This window comes from Lacibacter sediminis, assembly GCF_014168535.1.
GTDB lineage: Bacteria > Bacteroidota > Bacteroidia > Chitinophagales > Chitinophagaceae > Lacibacter > Lacibacter sediminis.
The window spans coordinates 4104515-4126884 of record NZ_CP060007.1 but is presented as its reverse complement, the minus strand read 5'-3'; the positions used below and the strand labels follow the sequence as shown (position 1 = coordinate 4126884).

The following is a 22370-nucleotide window of genomic DNA, read 5'->3' as shown; positions in this document are numbered from 1 at the left end:
AAAGTTAATCAGCTTGAAGGGTTTTCTTCCAATCATCTTTTTCTTTCCACTCCAGTTGTTCCAGTTTACTGAACAAATAGTTTTCAATAACAAGATAATCCATTTCTGTGCGCATGAAGCACTGATAAGCTTCCTGTGGCGTGCAAACAACCGGTTCGCCACGCACATTGAAGCTGGTGTTTATCAAAACGGCACAACCGGTTTGTTGTTTGAAAGCTGTAAGTAGATCATAAAATGCAGTATTCGTTTCTTTATGCACTGTTTGCACCCGAGCCGAATAATCGATATGCGTTACGGCTGGCAAACTGCTGCGTTGAAAATATAATTTATCAGACAAATTGAGTTGATGATAATTATTTGGAACGGGGTGCTGTAAGGTTTTCTTCACCGGTTGCACCAGCAACATATAAGGTGATGAAGTAATTAATTCAAAATAATCCTGCACATCTTCTGCAAGAACAGCAGGAGCAAAAGGTCGAAACCCTTCCCTGTATTTTATTTTCAGGTTGAGTTTCTTCTGCATCTCCGGATTGCGTGGATCGGCAATAATACTTCTGTTGCCCAATGCACGTGGGCCAAACTCCATCCGTCCCTGAAACCAACCAATGACGTTTCCGTTGCTGATATGTGTTGCAACAGCTTTATTTAATTCATCTCTGTTGTTGAATGCTGTTGCAACAGCTTTGTATTGGTGAATAACAGGTTCAATCTCTTCAGTAGAAAAAGAAGGACCGAGATACGAACCTTTCATGGTATCCATTGAATTTGCAATACTTCGTTCTTTTTCAAAATAAATATGATGCGCTGCTAATGCTGCACCAACTGAACCACCTGCATCGCCACTGGCAGGCTGAATAAAAATATGTTCGAACAGGTTTGAATTCTGCAGTTTTCCATTTGCTACGCAATTCAATGCTACGCCACCTGATAAGCAAATATTAGTTGAACCTGTAATTTCTTTTGCATGTGCAGCCAGCTTTACTACGATTTCTTCTGTTACCTGTTGAATAGCAAGTGCAAGATTGCAATGTTGTTGTGTTAATTCTTCTTCTTCGCTTCTACGTTTGAAACCAAACAGTGTTTCAAACTTTTTATCCTTTACCATCCGCAACCCAACAGAATAATTGAAGTAATGTTGATCTAAGTAAATGGAACCATCTTCATAGATCTTTACCAGCTTTTCTTTGATGATTGAAACAAATTGTTTTGTTTGTTCCGATGATGGATCGCCGTAAGGAGCCAAGCCCATTAATTTATATTCACCACTGTTTACCTTGAAGCCTAAATAGTAAGTAAAAGCAGAATACAATAAACCAACAGAGTGGGGGAAGTTAAGATGCTTTAGTATTTCAATTTGTTTACCTTTTCCTTTGCAAATAGTAGTTGTGGCCCATTCACCCACACCATCAATGGTTAAGATCGCTGCTTCTTCAAAAGGCGATGGATAAAACGCCGATGCAGCATGACTGAGATGATGTTCCGGAAATAACAGTTTTAGCTTCTTTTTATCGTAGAGCTGAATTTTCTTAAGCTCATCACGGATCATCTTTTTCAAAAACAGCTTTTCATTTAACCAAACCGGCATGGCCATTAGAAAAGATGCAAAACCTTTTGGTGCAAATGCATAATAGGTTTCCAACAATCGTTCAAACTTCAGCAAAGGCTTATCGTAAAATACAACTGCTTCCAGTTGATCGATGGTAATACCTGCTTCCCGTAAACAATACTCAACTGCTTTTGAAGGAAACCCGGCATCATGTTTTTTTCGGCTGAACCGCTCTTCCTGAGCTGCGGCAATGATCTCTCCATCTTTAATGATGGCTGCTGCTGAATCATGGTAAAAAGCTGAGATGCCGAGAATGTACATGGGTGCAAAATAAGCGATTTGATAGAAACACTGTTTATGCTGATTTGGGCGGATGACAAATGATTTAATCTGTGCTTATTTGTTTCGTCCGTGTCATCAGTGACTCTATTTCTTCACCCAGAATCTCTGCCACCTTCGCAGCCCCCAGTTTATTGAAATGTATAAAGTCATAATAGTAAGCCGTATTCTTGGGCATCATTTTCGCTAGGTCAATAACAGTGGCCTGTGTACTGAACGAACGAACAACATTGTTATATTCTTCCAATACCTGTTCCTGCAGTAAATTGTTTTTCGCCGGGTTGCTTTCATGAAATTTTAGGTCCATTTGTACAGATGTTATACTGTCTTTAAAAGATCCATATAAAGAAGGTTGGGTAAGAAGTATTGGTTGAATGTTATTTGCTTTACAAATATTGATGACCTGCTGTAACCTTGATTGGTAGCCGGTGAGATAGCTTTTCTGTTTTGTAATCACTTCCTGTATGTAAGCAGCGGCATAAGTTGTATCCTTCAGTTGTTTAAAATCAACATCTTTATGAATCAACCCTTTTTTATAGGCTAAACGGATATTGTACAATTGAAAAACAGTTGCACCAATTTCTGTTTTATTCAGCAATGATTTAAAGAATGCTTTCCCGGAACTGTATTGCAATTTATTTTCATTCATCACATCAAAGCTTTCCGGCTTTTCTGTTTCCACATCATTCACACCCGTCAACAATACCACATATTTGGGTTTTAGTTTGCAGATGTATTCTTTCATCAACAACAAATGACCAAATGTTGAATGACCATCAATGCCTGCATTGTTCACCCAAACATTGGGAACAGAATCTTTCAATTCTTCTCCCAACAAAAAGGGCCAGGTGGTACTATCACTCAGGAAACGGCATTCCGTAGTGCTGCCGCCAATCGTAATGATGGAATTGAGTTTTGAAATACTATCCGTTGGCATCGGTCCACGAAAGCCCAGGGAATTGCGACTGTAGTTGATTTTTGCATCAAGCTGTTTGATCCATTGATTATCGAATACAGTTTGTTGGTTAGCCGGTAATACCAATTTTCCCTGTTTGGTGAAATTGGTAAACGGGTTGTAAATGCGCAAAACAATTTCGCAAAGCACAAGTGCAACAAGTAAGCCAAACAATAATGCTTTCAGGTTCTTGATCATGGCGATGTAAGATAAAAAACGTTTCCGATGAAGATTCGTAGTGTATGAAAAAGAAAGAAGCATTGACGATTAATCAATGCTTCTTTTATATTCTATCTTCAATATTCTTGCTTTTACTCAAACGTACTGTAGAAATACGGCGTCTTCGCTTCAAACTCAGCACTGCAGGTATCCACCATTTTGTATACACGGGTAATGCCCCAGGCCTTACGTTTTTCGTAGAGCTCATCTTCGCTGGCATCTTCTTTCATAATTCTGCAGATCTGCTCGTCGCCAAAGCCCATGCGTTTTGCTTCGGTAAGCAATTCTTTGGTGAGCGATTGCATATCATGCTTCATCAATTCCTTCTCCATATTCACAATATCCTGGATCTGGTAAATGAACCAACGATCGATCTTTGTTGCGTCCACAATTGTTTTCACACTCACGCCTGCCATCAACGCATCTTTAATCCGGAAGATGCGATCCCATTTCGGCACCTTGATATATTCGATCAGTTCTTCAGCATGCTTTACACTTTGTCCGTAGTACCCAAGGCCAACAGCATTGTTCTCCAGGCTCTGACAAGCTTTTTGCACAGCCTCAGTAAAGCTTCTGCCGATCGCCATCACTTCACCTACACTCTTCATCTGCAATCCTAAACGATCATCAGCACCTTTGAATTTGTCGAAGTTCCAACGTGGCATCTTCACAATTACATAGTCAAGTGCCGGTTCAAAGTAAGCAGATGTTGTTTGGGTGATCTGGTTTTTTAATTCATCCAATGTATAACCAATCGCCAGCTTCGCTGCGATTTTAGCAATAGGATAACCTGTTGCTTTACTTGCCAAGGCAGACGAACGGCTCACACGTGGATTGATCTCAACCGAAATAATGTCTTCATTTTCGGGATTCAATGCAAACTGCACGTTACAACCACCGGCAAAGTTGCCGAGGCTACGCATCATCTTGATCGCCATGTTACGCATGTTCTGGAAAGCAGTATCACTCAATGTCATGGCTGGAGCCACTGTAATACTGTCGCCGGTATGCACGCCCATCGGATCGAAGTTCTCAACAGTACAAATGATCACCACATTATCGTTCTTATCACGTAACAGTTCCAGTTCAAATTCTTTCCAGCCGAGCAATGCTTTTTCAACCAACACTTCATGCATCGGGCTTGCTTTCAAACCTCTGTCGAGTGCAGCATCCAGCTCATCTTTATGCATCACAATACCGCCACCAGTACCGCCAAGGGTAAACGAAGGACGTATCACCAACGGAATACCGATCTCTTGTGCAAATTCTTTTCCTTCCAGCAATGAGTTGGCTACACGGCTAGGTGCCACACCAATACCGATATCGATCATCAGCTGACGGAATTTTTCCCTGTCTTCAGCCGTATCAATCGCCTTCACATCCACGCCAATCATAGTCACATTGTATTTCTCCCAAACACCCAACTCATCGGCTTCCTTACAAAGGTTCAGTGCTGTTTGTCCGCCCATGGTAGGCAATACTGAATCGATCTGTGGGTTTTCTTCCAGGATCTCTTCAATACTTTCAATGGTGAGGGGCAACAGGTACACTTTGTCGGCCATCATCGGATCGGTCATGATGGTAGCAGGGTTGCTGTTGATGAGAATCACTTCAATTCCTTCTTCACGTAAACTGCGGGCTGCTTGCGAACCCGAATAATCAAACTCGCAGGCCTGGCCGATCACAATGGGGCCGCTGCCTACGATCAGCACACTTTTAATCGATTTATCTTTTGGCATGGGGAGAATTTGGCTGCAAAAGTATTGGATTGAGCGTTAACCTGAGCGTGAATTTTCAACCGATTTTCAAGGTTTTTTGGTAACGGTCGTTAGGAATACTGTTCAGCAGCTGTTGCGTCGCACTCTTGTACGTTCGGTATTTCTATTTATTCTGAGCGAAGTCGGATGACCCACCCCTACAATTAGAACTCTGTGTAGCAGTATCACACCCCTTCCGGTAGGGGATAAACAGGTTGCTCTAAAAAATCAAAAACCGAATTAATGTTTATCTGTGCTTATCCGTGAAATCTGAGAGCAAACTTTGTATTGACTTGTAGCTGGCAGCTAAAGGCTTGAAGCTTTTTCAATAATCAAACCGATGCGGTTCCGAAGTTTCGTAATCTTCATTATACCGCACAAAAAAGTAGAGATACATGGCACGGCTCAGCCGCATAAGCCATGGTTGTAAAATAAGTAAGAACGCAGAATTTAAACCAAGCCACCAGAACACACGATTATCGCTGAACGACACACCGATCAATACCCACCAGGCTACAAAGGTTGCAACTGAAATAGCAACCGTTAACGCATAACTCACATAACCGGTTCCATACCAAAAGCCGGGTTCCATATCAAACTTTTGTTTGCAAACGGGACATTCGTCGTGCATATCAAATGTGTGTTTGAAGTTGTAGGCACTATAATCTTTGAACAGCTTTCCCCTTCTGCATCGTGGACAATGCATTGAAAACATACTCCATAAATAATTCGGTTTGGGCTTGGAAGCAGGCATGCTGTAAAAATTTTTGCAAAGATAACCCATCGCTGTTTTGCAAAAAGTGATAAAAAGCACCTTTAGCAATTTAACAGGATAATGTTACCAAACTTACTTTACAGGTAAAAAAAATTGCTTGTAGTTTCAACAGGGTTGGCAACCTATACCATTAAGATGTTGTTGCAACTAACTTCTTACGTTCACCAATTTGCTGACGCCACATGGCATAGTACAACCCTTTTTCTTCAAGCAGTTGCTGGTGATTGCCGGTTTCTACCACGTCGCCGCCTTCCAATACATAAATACGATCGGCATGCATAATGGTGCTCAACCTGTGTGCAATTAAAATCGTGATCTGGTTTTCACCAGCCGAAATATCACGAATAGTTGAAGTGATCTCTTCTTCGGTAATCGAATCGAGTGCAGAAGTAGCTTCATCAAAAATGAGCAGACGTGGTTTACGCAGCAATGCACGTGCAATGGATAGACGTTGCTTTTCGCCACCACTGAGTTTTAACCCACCTTCACCGATCATGGTATCTAAACCTTTTTCCGCACGTGCCAGTAATCGCTGGCAACTTGCTTTGTGCAACGCATCCGTCAGTTCTTCATCTGTTGCAGATGGATTTACGAACATCAGGTTCTCTTTGATTGTTCCGCTAAATAGTTGTGTGTCCTGCGTTACAAAGCCGATCTGGTTACGCAGATCCTCAAAGTTGATGGAGTTTTCATCTTTCCCGTTGTATAGAATATTTCCTTGTTGCGGACGGTACAACCCTACGAGCAACTTCATCAATGTGGTTTTACCCGAACCTGACGGGCCCACAAACGCAACTGTTTCGCCAACCTTTACATTGAAGTTGATATCGCTGATAGCATTTTGTCCAGCCGTTTGATGTTTGAATGAAACATTGTTGAATGAGAGTGTTTCAATTCTTCCAAGATGCAATGGATTAACCGGTGTTGCTTCCGGTTTCTTTTCCATCAGAATATGAAAGTTGGTGATACTTGCTTCTGCTTCACGGTAAGAAAGAAGAATGTTTCCGATCTCCTGCAAAGGTCCAAACACAAAGAAGGAGAAGATCTGCATCGTTACTAACTGGCCGGCATCCATTCGTCCGTTATAGATCGTCCACATCAGCATAAACAAAATTACCTGGCGTAATGTGTTTACAAACGTGCCTTGCACAAAGCTGATACTGCGTATACGTTTTACTTTGGTGAGTTCTAAGCCAAGTATTTTGAATGTGTTTTTATTCAAGCGTGTTACTTCCTGGTCTGTTAACCCTAAACTTTTTACTAACTCAATATTGCGGAGCGATTCAGTAGTGGCACCTGCTAATTGTGTTGTTTGTGCTACGATTGTTTTTTGTACCGATTTTACCTTCTTGCTGAGTGCATTTGAAATGATGACGAGTAAAATAATGCCGCCGAAATAAATAAATGGTAATGTCCAGTGAATAGATGATGCGTATAACGATACGATCACAATACCGATGATAACAGGGAAGAGAATATTGATAAATGCAGATACAAATTTCTCTGTATCGGTTCTCACCTTGGTTAAAATAGAAAGTGTTTCACCACTGCGTTGATCTTCAAAATCCTGGTAGGGCAGTTTCATGGCGTGTTTCAAACCATCCGTAAAAACCTTTGTGCCGAATTTCTGTGTAGTGAGATTTTGAAAATAATCCTGAAAGGCTTTTGCAATACGGCTGACCATTGCAACCGAGATGGACATCGTAAGAACAAAAAGGACTCCCGGTTCTTTCCAGCTGAAAGAATAAAAGAACCTGTTCCAATCAAAATTATGCGTAGGGGGTTTGTTGATGCCCTGGTGCTGATTTGCCAAATTGATCAGCTTCCCAAACAAAATAGGATCGATCAGTGAAAAACCAATATTGATGGCCGCCAGTGCCATGGTAAGTGTGATAAGGCCTTTATAAGGCGTAAGATATTTTAAAAGCAGTTTCATGTGTTAATTATAATTTTTTCTTGGTCACATAGCATATCCACAAAAATTATCATCGCCTTTGGTATAAGTTAGGTCTCCACCTGAACGACAAGGTCGGGCTGGGATAATTTTTATGGATATGTCATAATTATAGTAAAAGGTAAATGATGGTCAAAGTTTGAACCATCTTTAAAAATAAGACAAGTTTGCAGGAAAGGCAGCTGCTATTTGCAGGCGTACTGCATCTTTCAGCCGTGTTCTGCCACTACCCGTTAGCATAAGCACATGACGAACAGGCACTGCTTTTTACTTTGTATTAAAAAAAATCGGTTCTTTGAACATATTCTATGTGGCCAAAATCAAATGTAAAAGAGCACATGAAAATTACCGGTATAACCATCGTTCGCAATGCAGTGTTGAATGACTTTCCTGTGGGGGAAGCCATATCTTCCATTTTGCCTGTGGTAGATGAAATGATTGTAAGTGTTGATAAAGGCGATGATGATACAGATGCACTCATCCGTTCCATTAAATCGGATAAGCTGAAAATTATTTATTCCACCTGGGATATGAACCTGCGGGAAGGTGGCCGGGTGTATGCGCTGGAGACCGATAAGGTAAAAAGCCATGTATCGCCCGATACCGATTGGATCTTTTACATACAGGCCGATGAAGTGATCCATGAAAAATACCATGCTGTCATCCGAGAAACTGCTGAACGCTACAAAGATGATAAACGTGTAGAGGGACTTTTATTTCAATACCTGCATTTTTACGGCACTTACGATTATGTGGGCGACAGTCGCAAATGGTATCGCCATGAAGTGCGTATCATCAGGAATGATCCCGGCATCAGCTCATATAAAGATGCACAGGGATTCAGAAGAGGAGAAGTGAAATTGAATGTGGTTCCTGTTGCTGCAGAAGTGTATCACTATGGTTGGGTGAAAAGCCCGGAGCAGATGCGGCAGAAACAAAAAATTACTGCAAGGTTTTACCATGATGATAAATCGATTGAGGTTGCACCTAAAAAATCAGATCATTTTGATTTCAGCCAATTTGATTCATTGAGGAAATTCACAGGCACACACCCAATTGTTATGCAGCAACGCATCGCCTCAAAAAACTGGCATGTAGAACTGGATGTTAATCAAAAGAAATTTACGCTGAAGAACTGGCTGTTATACTGGGTTGAAAAAAAGACAGGATACCGGTTGTTTGATTTCAGGAACTACAAAAAAATCAAAGCCTGAGTAAGCACTTGTTTACTGTTTTTTCAACACCGCTTCAACTGCATGACAAAAATTATTAATTGGGTAATGTTTTAAGTCATACCCAATATCAACTAGGAATTTGTGCATGGCTGTAATATTATTTTTGTCCTCATCCAGATCATGAACTTCCAGCAATAACATTTTTGCACGGCGTATCAAAGCAGGATCAGTATTATAGAAAATATCATATTCACTTCCTTCACAATCTACTTTCATAATATCAACTTCTGTAAGATCATTCTTTAGTAAGATATCAGTTAGCGTTATGGTATCTACAGAAATCTTATTTGCATTACTTGAATTGAAGTCTGAAAAAATGCTGGCGATTACGCTGTTGTCGTTTTCAGATTCAATATATAGATCAATTTTACCAGCCGGAGTTCCCGTTACTGCTACCTGGTGAACGATGACATGATCTTTAATAGATGGGTTTGCATCGAGCACCGTTTTTATTTGTTGGGTATTACGGGGTATGGGTTCATAGGCAAATATTTTCGCATCTTTTATTTTTGACAGGATCAATACATCAAAGAAACCTGCGTTCGCTCCTATATCTATGATCACAGGTTTCTGTGGCATTTGCTTAACAACAGCTTCAATATTGTAAACATCTTCAAGAAATATTTCTTTAAACACCTGGTACAAGGGCAATGCTACAGGAAACTGAATCTTGTTTGGCTTAGTTGTAAAGATCAGCGATCGTTTGAACCGCTCATTTTTATGGAGAATGTATTCAAAGGGATTTTTGATATGCTTAAATAACTCGATATATCGTCTGAATCCTTTTGCAGGCATATGATTAATTTTCTGAATGAAGCTGAACTATTTGTTCTGAAGTAACTGTTGGTACAATTGCCAATATTGTTTTGCCGCTGTTCCCCAGCTGAAGAAGGCAGACCTGTTTTTAACTTTGTCAACCATTTCCGGATGCGAATGAAAATGTTGCAACGCATTTTTGAAAGTTTGCTGCATGTCTTCGCTGTCGAATGAATTGAAATAATATGCAGCATCAGCACCAATTTCAGGGAGACAAGTATGTGTAGACAGCAAGATCGGTTTCCCAAAATGCATTGCCTCCACCACCGGTAACCCAAACCCTTCTGAAATAGACGGGAATGCCATGGCTAACATATTACTGAGCAACCACCATTTTTCATTTTCTGTTATAGAGCCCGGTAACAGCACCCGATCTTCAACCCCATGTTTTTTTGCTTCTGCAAAAATCTCATCTACATAATTTTTATCCTGCGTGATGCCGGCAATGATGAGTTTATAATCATTGCCAACCAGTAAGCAGGGAAGGGTATGAAAGTTTTTCTTTCGTAACACAGTACCAATTGAAAAAATATACGGCGTGTCCGACTCAATAAAAGCTGGTTTTGTAAAAACAGAATTATCATCCGGCGTATTGCAGCCATTATAAATTGTTTGCACCGGCACATTAGAAATATCAAGATGCTCACGGATACACTGGTGCGTAAACTCTGAAATAACGGCAATTCTGTCGGAACGATCGATCATTGCCTGAGTTCTTTCTAAATATTTCTTTTTCTTCTCAGCGTCTTTACTGCTGTCGTACAAAAAATTCAGATCATGTATGGTCAGTACTTTTTTTACTTTTCTGCTACCCGGGTAATAGTTGCTACCCTGGTAGGTGCCATGCCATACTTTATAATTGGAAGGAATGGGATGATAAATTTTATGCCACCATTTTTGCGGATAATACAAAGTGCCTTCCGGAAGAAACCCCGTTTCAGACGGGCGGATATAAAAGGCAGGAGGGTTGAAGCCTGCCGGCTTTTGCTCAATTAATGCTTCACTCAAATATTTGCAGAAATAATAGAGGCCCGTGTTGGGGTACTTCATGCGTTCGCAATCAACAATAATATTGGCTGGTGGAGGGTTGATTTGTCTGATTTTTCAGCTAAAGATAAAAGAATTCTATATACACGGTCAAACAGTTCGGTTTAGTGAAATCCATTGGTGAGAAAAAAACTCGTTTTTAAACTGCTGAGTTGTGATAATGTACTTTAAAAATATTGTTAGCATTATTACTTGGTTTGCAGATGCTCAATTGAGTTTCCGAGCCCTTTACATACTAATTTTGCGGCACAAATTAATTTATGAAAGCATTGGTATTATTGGATGGGGAGGGTAGCAGATTAAGTGTAAAGGAGAAGCTCTTCTATTGGCTTGTGTTGCTTTTTTTAATCAGTCTTTTTATACCACGTATGCCGGTTATTACAAATATCCTGTTAGGAATGTTTGTGATCATTTCATTCAGCAACAATTCATTTAAAGGAAAATTTCAATTGCTGAAAGCCAGGCCATATATGTCGCTTTTCCTTCTCTACTATTTGCTGCATCTTTTAAGTGTCCTGTGGTCTGAAGATAAGATGGAGGCAACTACACAGTTAGCGATGCGGATGCCCATCTTCTTATTCCCTTTGGCAATTGGTACAATGGTTATCAATAACCAGTTAAGAGACAGGATCATTTTTGCTCTTGCTATTGTTACTACAGTTGCTGCTTTAGTAAGTCTCGGTTTATCATTTAATCAATATCGTGCAACAGGTAATACTGGATATTTATATAATGATAGCCTGACAGTTCATTTTTTCCAACAGTCGATCTATGTAGCAATGCTTGTAAATATTTCAATTGTTGGGTTGATCTATCTTTTAAGTAAAAGGGCATCATTTATTACAATGCCCGGCCTTTTGTACCTGGCTATTCTTGTTTTGTTTGGATATCATTTCCTATTGGCGAGCCGCTCGGCAATGATCCTGTTGTACGGAGGATTATTTTTATTTGCAGTGTATTACATTATTAAAAAGCGAAAATATTTGGAAGGCAGTACACTGATACTTGGGATGTTCATTGGCGCATTCATCCTCTTCAAATTTTTCCCAAAAACAGTTCAGCGGTTTAAGGAGTTAACCTATACCAATTATCAGTACAGCAGCAAGGGAGCAGAAAGTCATTATGATATGCAGTTAAACAGTGAACAGTGGAATGGGGCCAATACAAGACTTGCGCTTTGGAGTTGTGGCTGGGAAGCAGCAAAGAACAATATGATTACGGGAGTTGGTATTGGTGATCGTATTCAGGCTGTGAATGAAGTGTATAAAGCAAGGAATTTTAATATGGCCATTGAAACGAAAAAGAATGTACACAACAGTTACCTCGATGCGTTGCTTACGTTTGGGGTGGGAGGGCTGCTGATGTTCCTGTTGGCATTCGTTGTATTACCACTTGTTGATGTAGCCAAATGGGGAAACATGTTCGACCTGTTTGTTGTAACAGCGTTCATAGTGTCGATGATCTTTGAAGTATATCTTGCCCGCAGTATTGGAAGTATGCTTGCAGGATTTTTCTTTTCGTTCATTGCTGCCACAAAAAGAAATACATAGCCGATCATTGATTATCGGCCATGTATAATTCAATTGCTTTTTCAGTATCGCCAAAGTAAACCATTTCGCCGTTTTTCATAAAGCCTGCCCTGCTGCAGTAATTGCGGATCGTATCCATAGAATGGCTCACGAGTACAACCGTTTTTCCTTTGATCCAGCTGCTTTCAAAAACTTTGATCGCCTTTTCCTGGAACTTCACATCACCTACTGCAAAAATTTCATCCAGGAACATAATGTCGGCACCTGCATTCACTGCAATGGAAAAGCCAAGACGGGCAACCATACCGGATGAGAAGTATTTGATTTTGGTGTCAATAAATTCACGAAGCTCCGCAAAATCAACAATTGTATCGAAGATGGCATCAATTTCTTTTATTTTCATTCCAAGCACTGAGCCTGAAACGTAAATATTTTCTCTTGCAGTAAGTTCGTGGCTCATCCCCACACCAAGGTTCATGAGCATTGTGCTGCCATTGATCTTAACGTAACCGGTATCTGTTTGATATACTCCTGCCATTAATTTAGTGAGCGTTGATTTACCACAACCATTACGACCTAATAGACCAATACATTCTCCTTTTTTAATATCAAATGACATCATCTTAACAGCGTTAACATTTTTCGATCTTGGCGGATTGAAAATATTAAAGAGACGATGTTTTACTGTATTATGACTGTCTTCAGTAATGTGAAATGTTTTACTGATGTTCTTAGCTTGTATTGCAAAAGAGTTATCCATATAAAAAGTTTAAAGTTTTTCTGCGGCATTCTTGCCAACTCTATTCAGAAGAAAAAAACCAAGTAGTAGAAAAAAAGCGGCATAGGCCCAGTTAAAAACAAATAAATCCCACTCTGGATTTTTCTGATATAATACGGTGTTACGAGCATTAATAATAAGTCCAGCTATGGGATTCAAGTAATCAAGGCCAGGCAAAGCCTGTCGAAAAATTTCCAGTTTGAATAAAATGGGTGATAGCCAGAACCCTATACCCGTGATTACCATCCATACTTGGCTTATATCTTTTGCCAAAACATAAATATTTGAAAGTATCATCGAAAAACCCAAAGCAAAAATAACAAGGTTAAAAAAAATCGGGATGATCCACAAAGCCTGCACACTTAGCCCAAGTGTTCCTGAGTCAATAAGTTGGAAATAAAGCAGGAATAAAATAAAATTGAAAGTAAAACCAATACAATTGGATAAAATTGTTGAAAGATAGATTTCTATCTTGTTCATGTTAGTATACTCATACAGGTATTTTTTGCTATTCAGAATCTGAATGGTACCTGTCGTGCTTTCAACAAAAAAGTTCCAAAGGATAAGTGCAAGGAATAGAAATGACACGAAGTTTGGAATGCCTTGTTTTAGGACTATTTCAAATGCTATGTAAAATATAAAGATGTCAGAAATGGGTTTCAATAGCGCCCATAAAAGGCCAAGTTTATTTTCGTAGTATCTTAGTTTAAATTCAATTTTTGCAAGCAGCCAAACTCTTTCCAATTTGTTTGACCCTGAAATCCAATCTTTTAAAACTTGTAATATCATGATCTATATTTTAATAATGATTGTATTTTAAATGCTGTGTTTCTTAGTGCGGGAAAACGTTTCACCGCTTTAATAATCTTCGTTTTAAACGGAATCCAACTTGGCAACAAATGATAATTATATTGGTCAAGTGTTATGTTGTTTGTTAAAAAGGCCGGTCCATTAGCATTGTAAAGTGCTGAAAGATCAGATGAAAATTGAGCATATGCGGCATGATGTTTTTTTGCGATATAAGTAACTGCACTAATTATTTTTTCTGGTGTGAAGCTTCTCGCCATTGATCCTTTCCTGATACGGTAATAGTAAAGAAGTTTTGGAATAACTACCCCGTTCTTTCCATTTGCTACCATGGAAACAACCGCATCCCAATCCTCAAGCCCATGCTTTAAAGCAGGGTCATTTAAACCATATTGCAAAAAGTCATTGGTATTGTATACTAGTGCACCACTACAAACCATATTGTAAGCAAGCAGGTAGGGAGGTTCTGGAGTAAATGCTGGCCAGATGCCATTGCTTTGCTCAAAATACTGAACCCAAGATCCAACAAATGATACATTTTTCTTTTTCTTAAGTAGCGCAACTGCTTCGCCGAAATAATCTGGATGAATTTTATCGTCAGCATCAATAAAAACTAGAAACTCGCCTTTGGCCAAGTTTGCACCGGCGTTACGGGCAGCACTCAAACCTTTGTTACTTTGGGAATAGACCTGTACAGGATAAGATGTACTTACAGTTTCCAATAGTGCGCTGTGTATGTCAGACGAACCATCATTGATAATAATTACTTCAAACGAGGTATAGGCAGATTTATAAATGCTTTCCAGCGTTTCATGTATATAATCGCCCATATTGTAGTAAGGAATTACAACAGAAAGAAGATCCGGTATAAATTTATTTTCATTTTTGTTGTTAATTATTTTAGGTTGCCGGGTAAACGGAAATGTGTTCAGAATATTTGTAGTAAATATCATTTCATCAAGAATCTTCTTTTTTTCTTTAAACACAGTTTCATAATTGTGCTTTTCGCTAACGGAAGTAACTGCTTTTTTCCGTATAAGTTGCAAGGCTTCTAATGAAAGCTGATTGATCAGTAATATTTTTTCTTCAAGATCACCCTCGATTGTATGGTCGAAAACAAGACCATTTTCCAAGTGCTTTACAAGTTCTCCCTGTCCTCCCTGCTTTGAAACAAGAACTAGGTGGCCTTGTTGCATAGATTCTATTACTGTAAAGGGGTAATTGTCCCCAATGCTGGGAACAATTACCACCACGCCTTCATTAAATAATATTTTTAATTGACTTGGTGAAAGATTGCCAGATAGTGCTAGTTTCCCCGAGCGGATTTCTTCTTTATATTTCCCTTTTATCCAACTACGCATTGAAGTTTGCTCGGGATGATAATAATGGTCGCCACCAATTATGGTAATTTTATTTGACCACCCTTTTTTCCTTAGATTGTTTATCGCTTTTAACAAAGCAAAAATTCCTTTCTGGGGCGTGAGTTTACCAAAGAAAAACAAATTCTTTCGAATATCTTTCGAAAGATCTTTTTCTGTTTCTTTCTCTTCAAACGGGTAGGGGATTACTTTAATTTCTCTGCTAAGTTTATTGGAGAAATATGGTTGCACTGCTTGCGTAAGAAAATAACCGGGAGCCGTAAGTTGATCCGCAGCCAGAATACACCAGCGTTCCATTTCTCCAATCCAGAAATAGGGGTGCCTGTATGCCGGCACCTCGTTATAGGTATGATAAAGAAATGAAGGTGCGTGTAACGTCAGCAGTACTTTTATTTCAGAAAAAAGCGGGTATCCCAAATGCTTCATTTGAAGGATATAGTAAGCAATACCATTATATTCCTGTGACTCGATGATGTCGGGCACATTTTCTTTTTTGAGATAGTCACCAATTACTGCTGCAAATTCAAAAGCAATAAAAGTTTCATATCCAAGAAAATCAGAAGCTTTTGTTCTGATAAGGGCAAATTCAACAAATCTTATGCCGTCCTTTGTGTAAAGCTTATCTTTTGTAAGATGCTTGCCTGGTATAAACACTGTAATTTCATACCCCTTACTTAAAAGCATATGAGCTGTATGGAAACAGTATGTTCCAATACCTCCTCCATACATGGGAGGATACTCAGTAGTAAGTAGCCAATACTTCAAAACATGCCTGTTTTTGTGTTCATAATTGCACGGATTCTGTGGTATATTCTTCTTATTCGCTGATAACTATGTTGATGCTTAATTATTAGGTTAATAGCTTTATTATCAATTTGTCCGTAGAGGTGTTGAAGTTGTTCCTGTGCGTGGTTCATATGATTCAACACTAGGAGATAATAATCTGAGTTTTGAGGTTGATGGCCTGGTTCTGTCTTTAACTCTGAAAGTAGTTTATCCATTTTGTCAATCATGATCTCAAGATCAAAGTAGGTTTCTACCCTCGTTCTTGCTTCTCTTCCCATTCTTAATCTTTCAATGGGGTTGCAGATAAGCCATGCAAGCTTTTCAGTATATGCAATGATTTCACTTTCTTTATTTATTTCGTGAACAAGAAAACCACTGTCCTTATTAACAAGCTCAACTTGCCCACCGGTATTTGCGCCTACAATTGGTAACCCTTTAGCCATTGCTTCATAAATGGATAAGGCGATTCCTTCATACAAAGAAGGGAGAAAAAAAATATCTGCAGCATCCATATACTGCAAGACTTCTTTATTTGGCAAAGCTCCCAAATACGAAACATACTTTCTTAGATTAGCTTTTTTAATATTTAGTAACAAATCTTCTTTTTCTGGGCCATCCCCAATTATGATACATTTGAAAGAAAAATTTTTGCATTTAAGAGCTGAAATTACTTTTACAAGTACATCTGGTTGTTTTTGCATTGTAAGCCTTGCAACATACAATAGCAATACTGTATTCTCATTTACATCAAGCCTTTTTCTTAACCGATTTCTGATTTCTGGCTGATGCTTTATAACAGAAGTATCGGCATTGATGTAACACACTTCAACCTTCGAAGCATCTGCCCCTTTTAGTATACACCACTCCCGTAATTGGTGTGACGTAACAAATGTTTTATCTAATAAGGAAGTATACTTTGCAGAAAAGAAAGGATACCCCCCATTATACCAACCAGGATCTTCACAGTGAACATAATCGCTGATAGGTATGTCTGGAAACTGTGCTTTTATCCAAGGTAGAAGATAATAGCCGCTCATCGAATTTGAAATAAAGATATTCGATGGGTTTCTTTGTTGTATAATATTGTAAAGTAGAAAAGAATACGTGTGAGCATCGCCTAGGTTTGACAGATGAATTATATCATCAGTAATTACTTGAAAGGATTCGAAAAGAGTATGCTTGCTTTTTAATGTAGTAACTATTGTAATATTCCATCCTTTTTCTTTTAAACCCTTTAATAACTGAAGGTTGAATTGATCTGCGCCGCCTCGTTCGAGCCAAGGAAATATACAAAGTAAGGTTTTATCGTTTCCCTTATTTGAATATGTCGAATTGCTACTTGTAGGAATTGTGTTCCCGAAAACATACTGGTGCATTTGAGGTGTCGGGAATTTTTTTTGCTTGAGGATGCTTCCATACTTTTTTCTAAGCTCATTACCTGTCGAGGTTAATGATTGCTTACCCTTTAAGGTAGACCACTTGCTTGTTTCTGAGCGTCTGTAGAAAAAAAGGTATTCAGGAATCGTATATCCCCATAATCCCATTGTGGCTGCTTTTAGCCAAAAATCCCAATCCTCGCAGCCGTTCAGCATTGATTCATCGAAGTTGATTTTTGTAAACACTTCTTTTCTTGCCATGAAACAACTCGTATTTCTATTTTCGAACAGAAATTGTTCGTTGTCGTGAAAGCCGCCTTGCCAAAAATAATTTTGTGCTCCAAATCCTTTCACATAAGAGTTTACAAATGAAAATTCCGGGTGTAATTCGAGAAATAGATAAGCTTTTTCAAGAAAGGTCGGGTCAATAAGGTCGTCGCTATCCAGAAAGAGAATATAAATAGTTGTAACGGCTTTGGCACCTTCATTTCTCGCAGCTGAAAGTCCATAGTTTTTATCAAGTGTTAAGATATCAACCCAGCTGTTATCATTCTTTAAGTTCTGTAATATTGTTTTTGTTTCTTTATTTACAGAACCATCATCAACAATTAGCCATTTGATTTTTTTGAATGTTTGTTTACATATACTGGCATACGTTTCTGCTATAACATTATTTATATTATAAACAGGAGTAATGATCGTAATTACAGGAAATGTCTCCAAGATTTCTACTTAACTTTTTTTTTAAGCAAGTTTGCTCCAATGGCTTTATACCAGTCGGGGAGACTGTCATATTCTTCCCTGTACCATTGTTCTCCACTAGCTTTTTCAGGATTTAATTTATATTTATTTGAATATATACTGCGCCAATCTTTTTTTCGGTATATGATTTTGAGAACATGTCCACCCTTTTTATACCAAGATGGAAGAGGCTCATAATTTTCATGATACCATGTGATTTTTTCATTTACAATTGTGTGGGTTTGTGTTGAAGTTGCAGCAATATCTTTTGTAGACTTGCTGTTGAACTTATGTTGATCTGCCCATAGCTTATTGGCAAGGGTTCGCTCGAAGAACAAAAGTGAATATACCTGTTCAAGTGAAAAACTTATTTCTTTTTTTGCTATAAGTTTGTGATTGTCGATTACATCAGTAAGTATGTTTTCAATTTGAACAGGCATTTTATCAAGTTGAAAATGTGACTGTACTCTGATTTTGGCATTTTGCCCGGTTTTTTTTCTTTTAGCAGGGTCGATCACCAATGAATAAAGAATCGTCGCATAGTTCTTGGCTTCCTCTTGTATTGTTCCCTTTTTAATGAGATATCCTTCATTGTATGTGACTAGCTCTTTTTGTCCTCCTACATCTGCTCCAACTATAGGTAGGGCTATTGCCATTGCTTCGTAAATAGCCAAGGAAATTCCCTCCCATTGCGAGGGAAGAAAATAAACGTCACAAGCTTGCAATGTTTCTAATGTTTCGGTATTACTTAGTTCACCCATGAACCATATTAAATTTTCTAGATCGTATTTTGCGATCAGATTTTCCATTAGTATTCTATCCGGTCCATCTCCAATTACAGCAAGAACAAAACCGTTATCCTGAAGTTTTTTTAATTCCCTTATCGTTTCAATCAACACTTCCGGTTGTTTTTGGGGGACAAGTCTTCCAGAAAATGCAATTATGCATAGATGTTCATCTACTCCCCATTTTGTTCTTAATTCTTCTCTAAGAGAAAGATTGGGTTTATTTTGGGTACAATCTATTGCAGTATATACAGTTGAAACTTTTTCTTCTTTTACCCCTCGTTTTATCATCCATTTTTTTAAGTGCTGCGAGGAAACGATATGTCGTTCAAATAAAGCTGTGTGAATTACAGATTGTTGAGGATGACCGCCATTATTCCAGTATTCTTCTTCCATATGGTTATAGTCCAATAGAGGAATATCGGGAAATGAATATTTTAAGAGTGGGGCGAGATAATAACCAAACTCGGAGTTTGATATGAGATAACTACTTGGCTTACGTGTTTTAGTAAGATATTTTATATAGTCAAAAAAATAGGCAGGATTAGTATAGTTTGGTAATACAAAAATGTCTGAAGTATAGTTCAGAAAAAGAGGCATCCAAGCGTTTTCTGATGGTTGTGTTGTTATTATAGTGATTTTCCAACCAAGTTCAGTCAACCCCTTTACGAGATCAAGGTTAAATTTGTCTGCTCCGCCCATTGACAGCCACGGGAGAATAAGAAAGATGTTTTTATCAGAGTCTTTTAACAAGTTGTTTAAAGATGCAGATTTATCCGATTTAGGGTTTATAAGATGCCCTCTTCTAAATTCATCTGGCTTTGGATCAGGAAATGAATAGCGTAATTTTTGCGCATACTTTTCTTTCAACACATTTTGAAATCGCTGCATTTTTTCGCCCATATCCCAGTTCTTCCATTTTTCAGAAATATTAGGAGTCCTACGATACCAGTAAAGGAGTTCGGGAATAGTGCAGCCCCAAAAACCTGCGCTGGCGCATCTTAACCAAAAATCCCAATCTTCAAACCCATCTTTTATGGTTTCATCAAATTCTACATAGTTAAATACGATTCTCCTCGCCATGAATGTTGGCTGTATGGGATTTTCATTCAGAAAGTTCCTGCCGAGTTCAAAACCTTTTTTCCATATATATTCTTGAGATCCGAAACCATAATGCCATGCATTGCAAAATGTAAAGGATTGATTGTTCTGAAGAAATAACCAGTATTTTTCGATAACTGTTAACTCCAGCAAATCATCAGCATCTACAAAGAAGAGATAATTACCAGTAGAAGATTTTATTCCATTATTTCTCGATCCTGCGGGACCAATATTTGTAGAATTGTGAATGACTCTAACACGGTTATCTTCATTTTCGAGGTTCTTCAGTAACGTCAATGTGTTTTCATCCGTAGAACAATCATTAATGATTATCCATTCAAAATTTTGAAATGACTGATTAAGAACACATGTGATCGTTTCTGAAAATACAGATCCTGCATTATAAATCGGAGTAATAACAGATACTTCAGACTGTAATGAAGATAATTGAGATTTATAATTATAAAATCTCTTTCTTTCAATTGGATTAGATGGTAAAGATGACATGCTCATTTAATACTTATAAATACGGTCTAGATCTGTTAATTCTTTGGGTTATGATTAATTACTTCCAGTAATTCTTTTTGAAATTCTGCAGCATTTTTGAGGTCTTCAAAAAGCTTGTGATTTTCTTTTTTTAATGTCTCAATCAATAATTTTAATTCCCCAATCATTTTGTGATCTTGAATGGTATCCTTTAACAATTTTTGGATATAGTCATTAGTCCAAGTTGTTATAATATCTTGTTTAAAAGAATGCGCATCAAGCGTCTCATTATCGCCATTTCTTCGAATAAAAATAAAATTCGTTTGACCTTTATTAAGCAAGTATTCTGTGAGGAGATGCTCTTTGTCAAAAAGTTGAAAGACTTCGATAGCTTCAGATAAGACACCTGTATCCTGTAAACCAATGTCAAAGGATTGATATTCAGCTTTCCATAGAGGTATAAAAATAGTATTGATAATTTCTTTTATTGCATTGAACTTCGGTGATATTTCCAGAAAAATAAATTCTGCCTTCAATTCAAGAATTGTATTCAGGCTTCCTTTTAAAACATCCGGCTCGTGTCCTTCCACATCAATTTTAAAAATCAATATTTTTTCAGGTAACTCAAAATCATCGAGTACATTTACTTCTATTTCATAGTTTACCTCACCAGACCCAAAGAAGTTTCCAGCACCAAAGTTTTTCTCAGGAACCGAAAGGGTTTGTTTCCTTGTTGTGCTGCCAAGCGCATTTTTTTGAATTTTTACAAGATGATTCAGTTGATTTAATGAAACATTTTTTTCTAGCAGTTCGGCAGTTTTTGGGTTAGGTTCAAACGCATAAGTTTTAAATCCAAGTTTTGCTGCTAAAATTGAATAATAGCCAAAGCATGCACCTACATCTAAAACCAATCCTGTAGTATTATACTCCGATGCTTTTTCAAGAATCAATAAAAATTTTCGTGTTACATTAGGTTCCCAGTTATTATATTTTTCAATACTAGATAAAATGTAGTCTTCACTTGCCTCATTGTGTATGAGCCTATATTGAAGCTTATTGTTTAGAATTACTGATAAGTACAAGGATTATTAGTTTTTCTGTAAAATCAAAACTGTTTGATAATTACTGCCGTTGGGAATAATTTCTTTAATAGAAAAAAACTTACTCCATACATGCTCGATATAGGATAAGCGATAAAAAACATTGGATGTATATGATTTATTATTCTGCCATCTTGAGATAAATTTTTCATTAGGGAAGCCAGCGGTCAGCCATTCTTCGTTAAATTCCGGATGATTAATTACAGCGTAGCCTACTCCCCAATCTTTTGGCATTATTTGCCAAGAGTTTTCATCATGAATAGTTATGTACGCAATGCCTCCTGGCTTTAAAATTCTGTTTAATTCACAAAGCCAGGAGGTCTCAAATGATTCGATATGCGTGAATACTGACAGGCAATATATTAGATCCAAAAAATTATCTGCTATTTGTAAGTGCGGAAGGGATGTGTTCTGAAAAACAATAGAGTTATTAGGTAAATATTTGTTGCACCAAAGAACATGATTTTCATTAATATCACAACCCCAACTTACAGTAGTGCTTTGCAATGCAAAATGTCTCAAGACACGACCTGAAGCACATCCAAAATCAAGCACTTTGGTTTCTTTACCGATCTTGCCAATATATTTTTCTGATATGCTTCTTATTCTTAAAAACTCAATTAAGCCGCTCAGCCAATAGTCATAATGTCTATCGTCATAGTAGCCTTCTCTATCTTCGGTAACAGGTAATGGGTGGGTATCTTTTTTTAGATATACGTTTAGCTCTTCTTCAAGTTCAATTTTGGTAACGTCAATGTAATGCTCTTGTGTTGCGAACATTCCAACTGAAGGTAAAACTTCAAAATTAGTTTTTGTGGCAGCAAGAATTACACTGCTTTCCCAAGATGTATTCATTTTT

The 22370-nt window shown here is 38.0% G+C and carries 16 protein-coding genes; 2 read left to right on the top strand and 14 right to left on the bottom strand.

Annotated features, from left to right (window positions below; all coding sequences use genetic code 11):
• Positions 1-4: 4 nt before the first annotated feature.
• The 5 genes from H4075_RS17515 to H4075_RS17495 form a co-directional block, all read right to left on the bottom strand.
• Positions 5-1867 carry a carbamoyltransferase family protein gene (locus H4075_RS17515; RefSeq protein ID WP_182802117.1) on the bottom strand — a complete coding sequence of 621 codons (1863 nt, stop codon included), beginning with the start codon at positions 1865-1867 and terminating at the stop codon, positions 5-7.
• Positions 1868-1931: 64 nt separating this feature from the next.
• A complete protein-coding gene (locus H4075_RS17510; protein WP_182802116.1) occupies positions 1932-3038 on the bottom strand; it encodes an SGNH/GDSL hydrolase family protein in 1107 nt (368 codons plus the stop codon).
• 113 nt (positions 3039-3151) lie between these two features.
• Positions 3152-4798, bottom strand: a complete 1647-nt coding sequence (gene carB / locus H4075_RS17505) for a carbamoyl-phosphate synthase large subunit (RefSeq protein WP_182802115.1) — start codon at positions 4796-4798, stop codon at positions 3152-3154.
• Positions 4799-5141: 343 nt separating this feature from the next.
• On the bottom strand, positions 5142-5570 hold the full coding sequence (locus H4075_RS17500; RefSeq protein ID WP_182802114.1) for a DUF983 domain-containing protein: 429 nt from the start codon (positions 5568-5570) through the stop codon (positions 5142-5144).
• A 151-nt stretch (positions 5571-5721) separates the two neighbouring features.
• On the bottom strand, positions 5722-7527 hold the full coding sequence (locus H4075_RS17495) for an ABC transporter ATP-binding protein (RefSeq protein ID WP_182802113.1): 1806 nt from the start codon (positions 7525-7527) through the stop codon (positions 5722-5724).
• 326 nt (positions 7528-7853) lie between these two features.
• Between H4075_RS17495 and H4075_RS17490 the strand changes: the two genes are divergently transcribed.
• Complete coding sequence (locus H4075_RS17490) at positions 7854-8759, top strand: glycosyltransferase family protein (RefSeq protein ID WP_255460222.1); 906 nt, start codon at positions 7854-7856, stop codon at positions 8757-8759.
• Between the two features lie 12 nt (positions 8760-8771).
• Here H4075_RS17490 and H4075_RS17485 read toward each other — a convergent pair whose 3' ends face one another.
• Both H4075_RS17485 and H4075_RS17480 read right to left on the bottom strand, forming a co-directional pair.
• Positions 8772-9575 carry an FkbM family methyltransferase gene (locus H4075_RS17485; protein WP_182802112.1) on the bottom strand — a complete coding sequence of 268 codons (804 nt, stop codon included), beginning with the start codon at positions 9573-9575 and terminating at the stop codon, positions 8772-8774.
• A 27-nt stretch (positions 9576-9602) separates the two neighbouring features.
• Positions 9603-10646, bottom strand: coding sequence for a glycosyltransferase family 4 protein (locus H4075_RS17480; protein WP_182802111.1), 1044 nt, complete (start codon positions 10644-10646; stop codon positions 9603-9605).
• A 257-nt stretch (positions 10647-10903) separates the two neighbouring features.
• Between H4075_RS17480 and H4075_RS17475 the strand changes: the two genes are divergently transcribed.
• The gene (locus H4075_RS17475; protein ID WP_182802110.1) at positions 10904-12193 is read left to right on the top strand and encodes an O-antigen ligase family protein; all 1290 of its coding nucleotides are present in this window, start codon (positions 10904-10906) and stop codon (positions 12191-12193) included.
• A gap of 4 nt (positions 12194-12197) precedes the next feature.
• On the opposite strand, the gene H4075_RS17470 is transcribed toward H4075_RS17475, so the two are convergent.
• From H4075_RS17470 to H4075_RS17440, 7 genes are read right to left on the bottom strand one after another with little or no spacing between them, the layout of a single operon-like run.
• Positions 12198-12932, bottom strand: a complete 735-nt coding sequence (locus tag H4075_RS17470) for an ABC transporter ATP-binding protein (protein ID WP_182802109.1) — start codon at positions 12930-12932, stop codon at positions 12198-12200.
• A 9-nt stretch (positions 12933-12941) separates the two neighbouring features.
• Positions 12942-13739, bottom strand: coding sequence for an ABC transporter permease (locus H4075_RS17465; RefSeq protein ID WP_182802108.1), 798 nt, complete (start codon positions 13737-13739; stop codon positions 12942-12944).
• Positions 13736-15865, bottom strand: coding sequence for a glycosyltransferase (locus H4075_RS17460; protein ID WP_255460460.1), 2130 nt, complete (start codon positions 15863-15865; stop codon positions 13736-13738). The genes H4075_RS17465 and H4075_RS17460 overlap by 4 nt, the downstream gene beginning before the upstream one ends.
• A 32-nt stretch (positions 15866-15897) precedes the next feature.
• Entirely contained in the window at positions 15898-18021 is a 2124-nt protein-coding gene (locus tag H4075_RS17455) for a glycosyltransferase (protein WP_182802106.1), read from the bottom strand.
• A gap of 5 nt (positions 18022-18026) precedes the next feature.
• Entirely contained in the window at positions 18027-20438 is a 2412-nt protein-coding gene (locus H4075_RS17450) for a glycosyltransferase (protein ID WP_182802105.1), read from the bottom strand.
• Between the two features lie 29 nt (positions 20439-20467).
• Positions 20468-21493 carry an FkbM family methyltransferase gene (locus tag H4075_RS17445; protein WP_182802104.1) on the bottom strand — a complete coding sequence of 342 codons (1026 nt, stop codon included), beginning with the start codon at positions 21491-21493 and terminating at the stop codon, positions 20468-20470.
• Positions 21494-21499: 6 nt separating this feature from the next.
• Positions 21500-22366 (bottom strand): class I SAM-dependent methyltransferase, encoded by an 867-nt coding sequence (locus H4075_RS17440; protein WP_182802103.1) that lies wholly within the window; start codon positions 22364-22366, stop codon positions 21500-21502.
• Positions 22367-22370 lie beyond the last annotated feature (4 nt).

Coding starts and splice junctions, on each gene's coding strand:
- H4075_RS17515 (WP_182802117.1), bottom strand. CDS start 1,867: ATGTACATTCTCGGCATCTCAGCTTTTTACCATGATTCAGCAGCAGCC.
- H4075_RS17510 (WP_182802116.1), bottom strand. CDS start 3,038: ATGATCAAGAACCTGAAAGCATTATTGTTTGGCTTACTTGTTGCACTT.
- carB (WP_182802115.1), bottom strand. CDS start 4,798: ATGCCAAAAGATAAATCGATTAAAAGTGTGCTGATCGTAGGCAGCGGC.
- H4075_RS17500 (WP_182802114.1), bottom strand. CDS start 5,570: ATGCCTGCTTCCAAGCCCAAACCGAATTATTTATGGAGTATGTTTTCA.
- H4075_RS17495 (WP_182802113.1), bottom strand. CDS start 7,527: ATGAAACTGCTTTTAAAATATCTTACGCCTTATAAAGGCCTTATCACA.
- H4075_RS17490 (WP_255460222.1), top strand. CDS start 7,854: ATGTGGCCAAAATCAAATGTAAAAGAGCACATGAAAATTACCGGTATA.
- H4075_RS17485 (WP_182802112.1), bottom strand. CDS start 9,575: ATGCCTGCAAAAGGATTCAGACGATATATCGAGTTATTTAAGCATATC.
- H4075_RS17480 (WP_182802111.1), bottom strand. CDS start 10,646: ATGAAGTACCCCAACACGGGCCTCTATTATTTCTGCAAATATTTGAGT.
- H4075_RS17475 (WP_182802110.1), top strand. CDS start 10,904: ATGAAAGCATTGGTATTATTGGATGGGGAGGGTAGCAGATTAAGTGTA.
- H4075_RS17470 (WP_182802109.1), bottom strand. CDS start 12,932: ATGGATAACTCTTTTGCAATACAAGCTAAGAACATCAGTAAAACATTT.
- H4075_RS17465 (WP_182802108.1), bottom strand. CDS start 13,739: ATGATATTACAAGTTTTAAAAGATTGGATTTCAGGGTCAAACAAATTG.
- H4075_RS17460 (WP_255460460.1), bottom strand. CDS start 15,865: ATGTATGGAGGAGGTATTGGAACATACTGTTTCCATACAGCTCATATG.
- H4075_RS17450 (WP_182802105.1), bottom strand. CDS start 20,438: ATGAGCATGTCATCTTTACCATCTAATCCAATTGAAAGAAAGAGATTT.
- H4075_RS17440 (WP_182802103.1), bottom strand. CDS start 22,366: ATGAATACATCTTGGGAAAGCAGTGTAATTCTTGCTGCCACAAAAACT.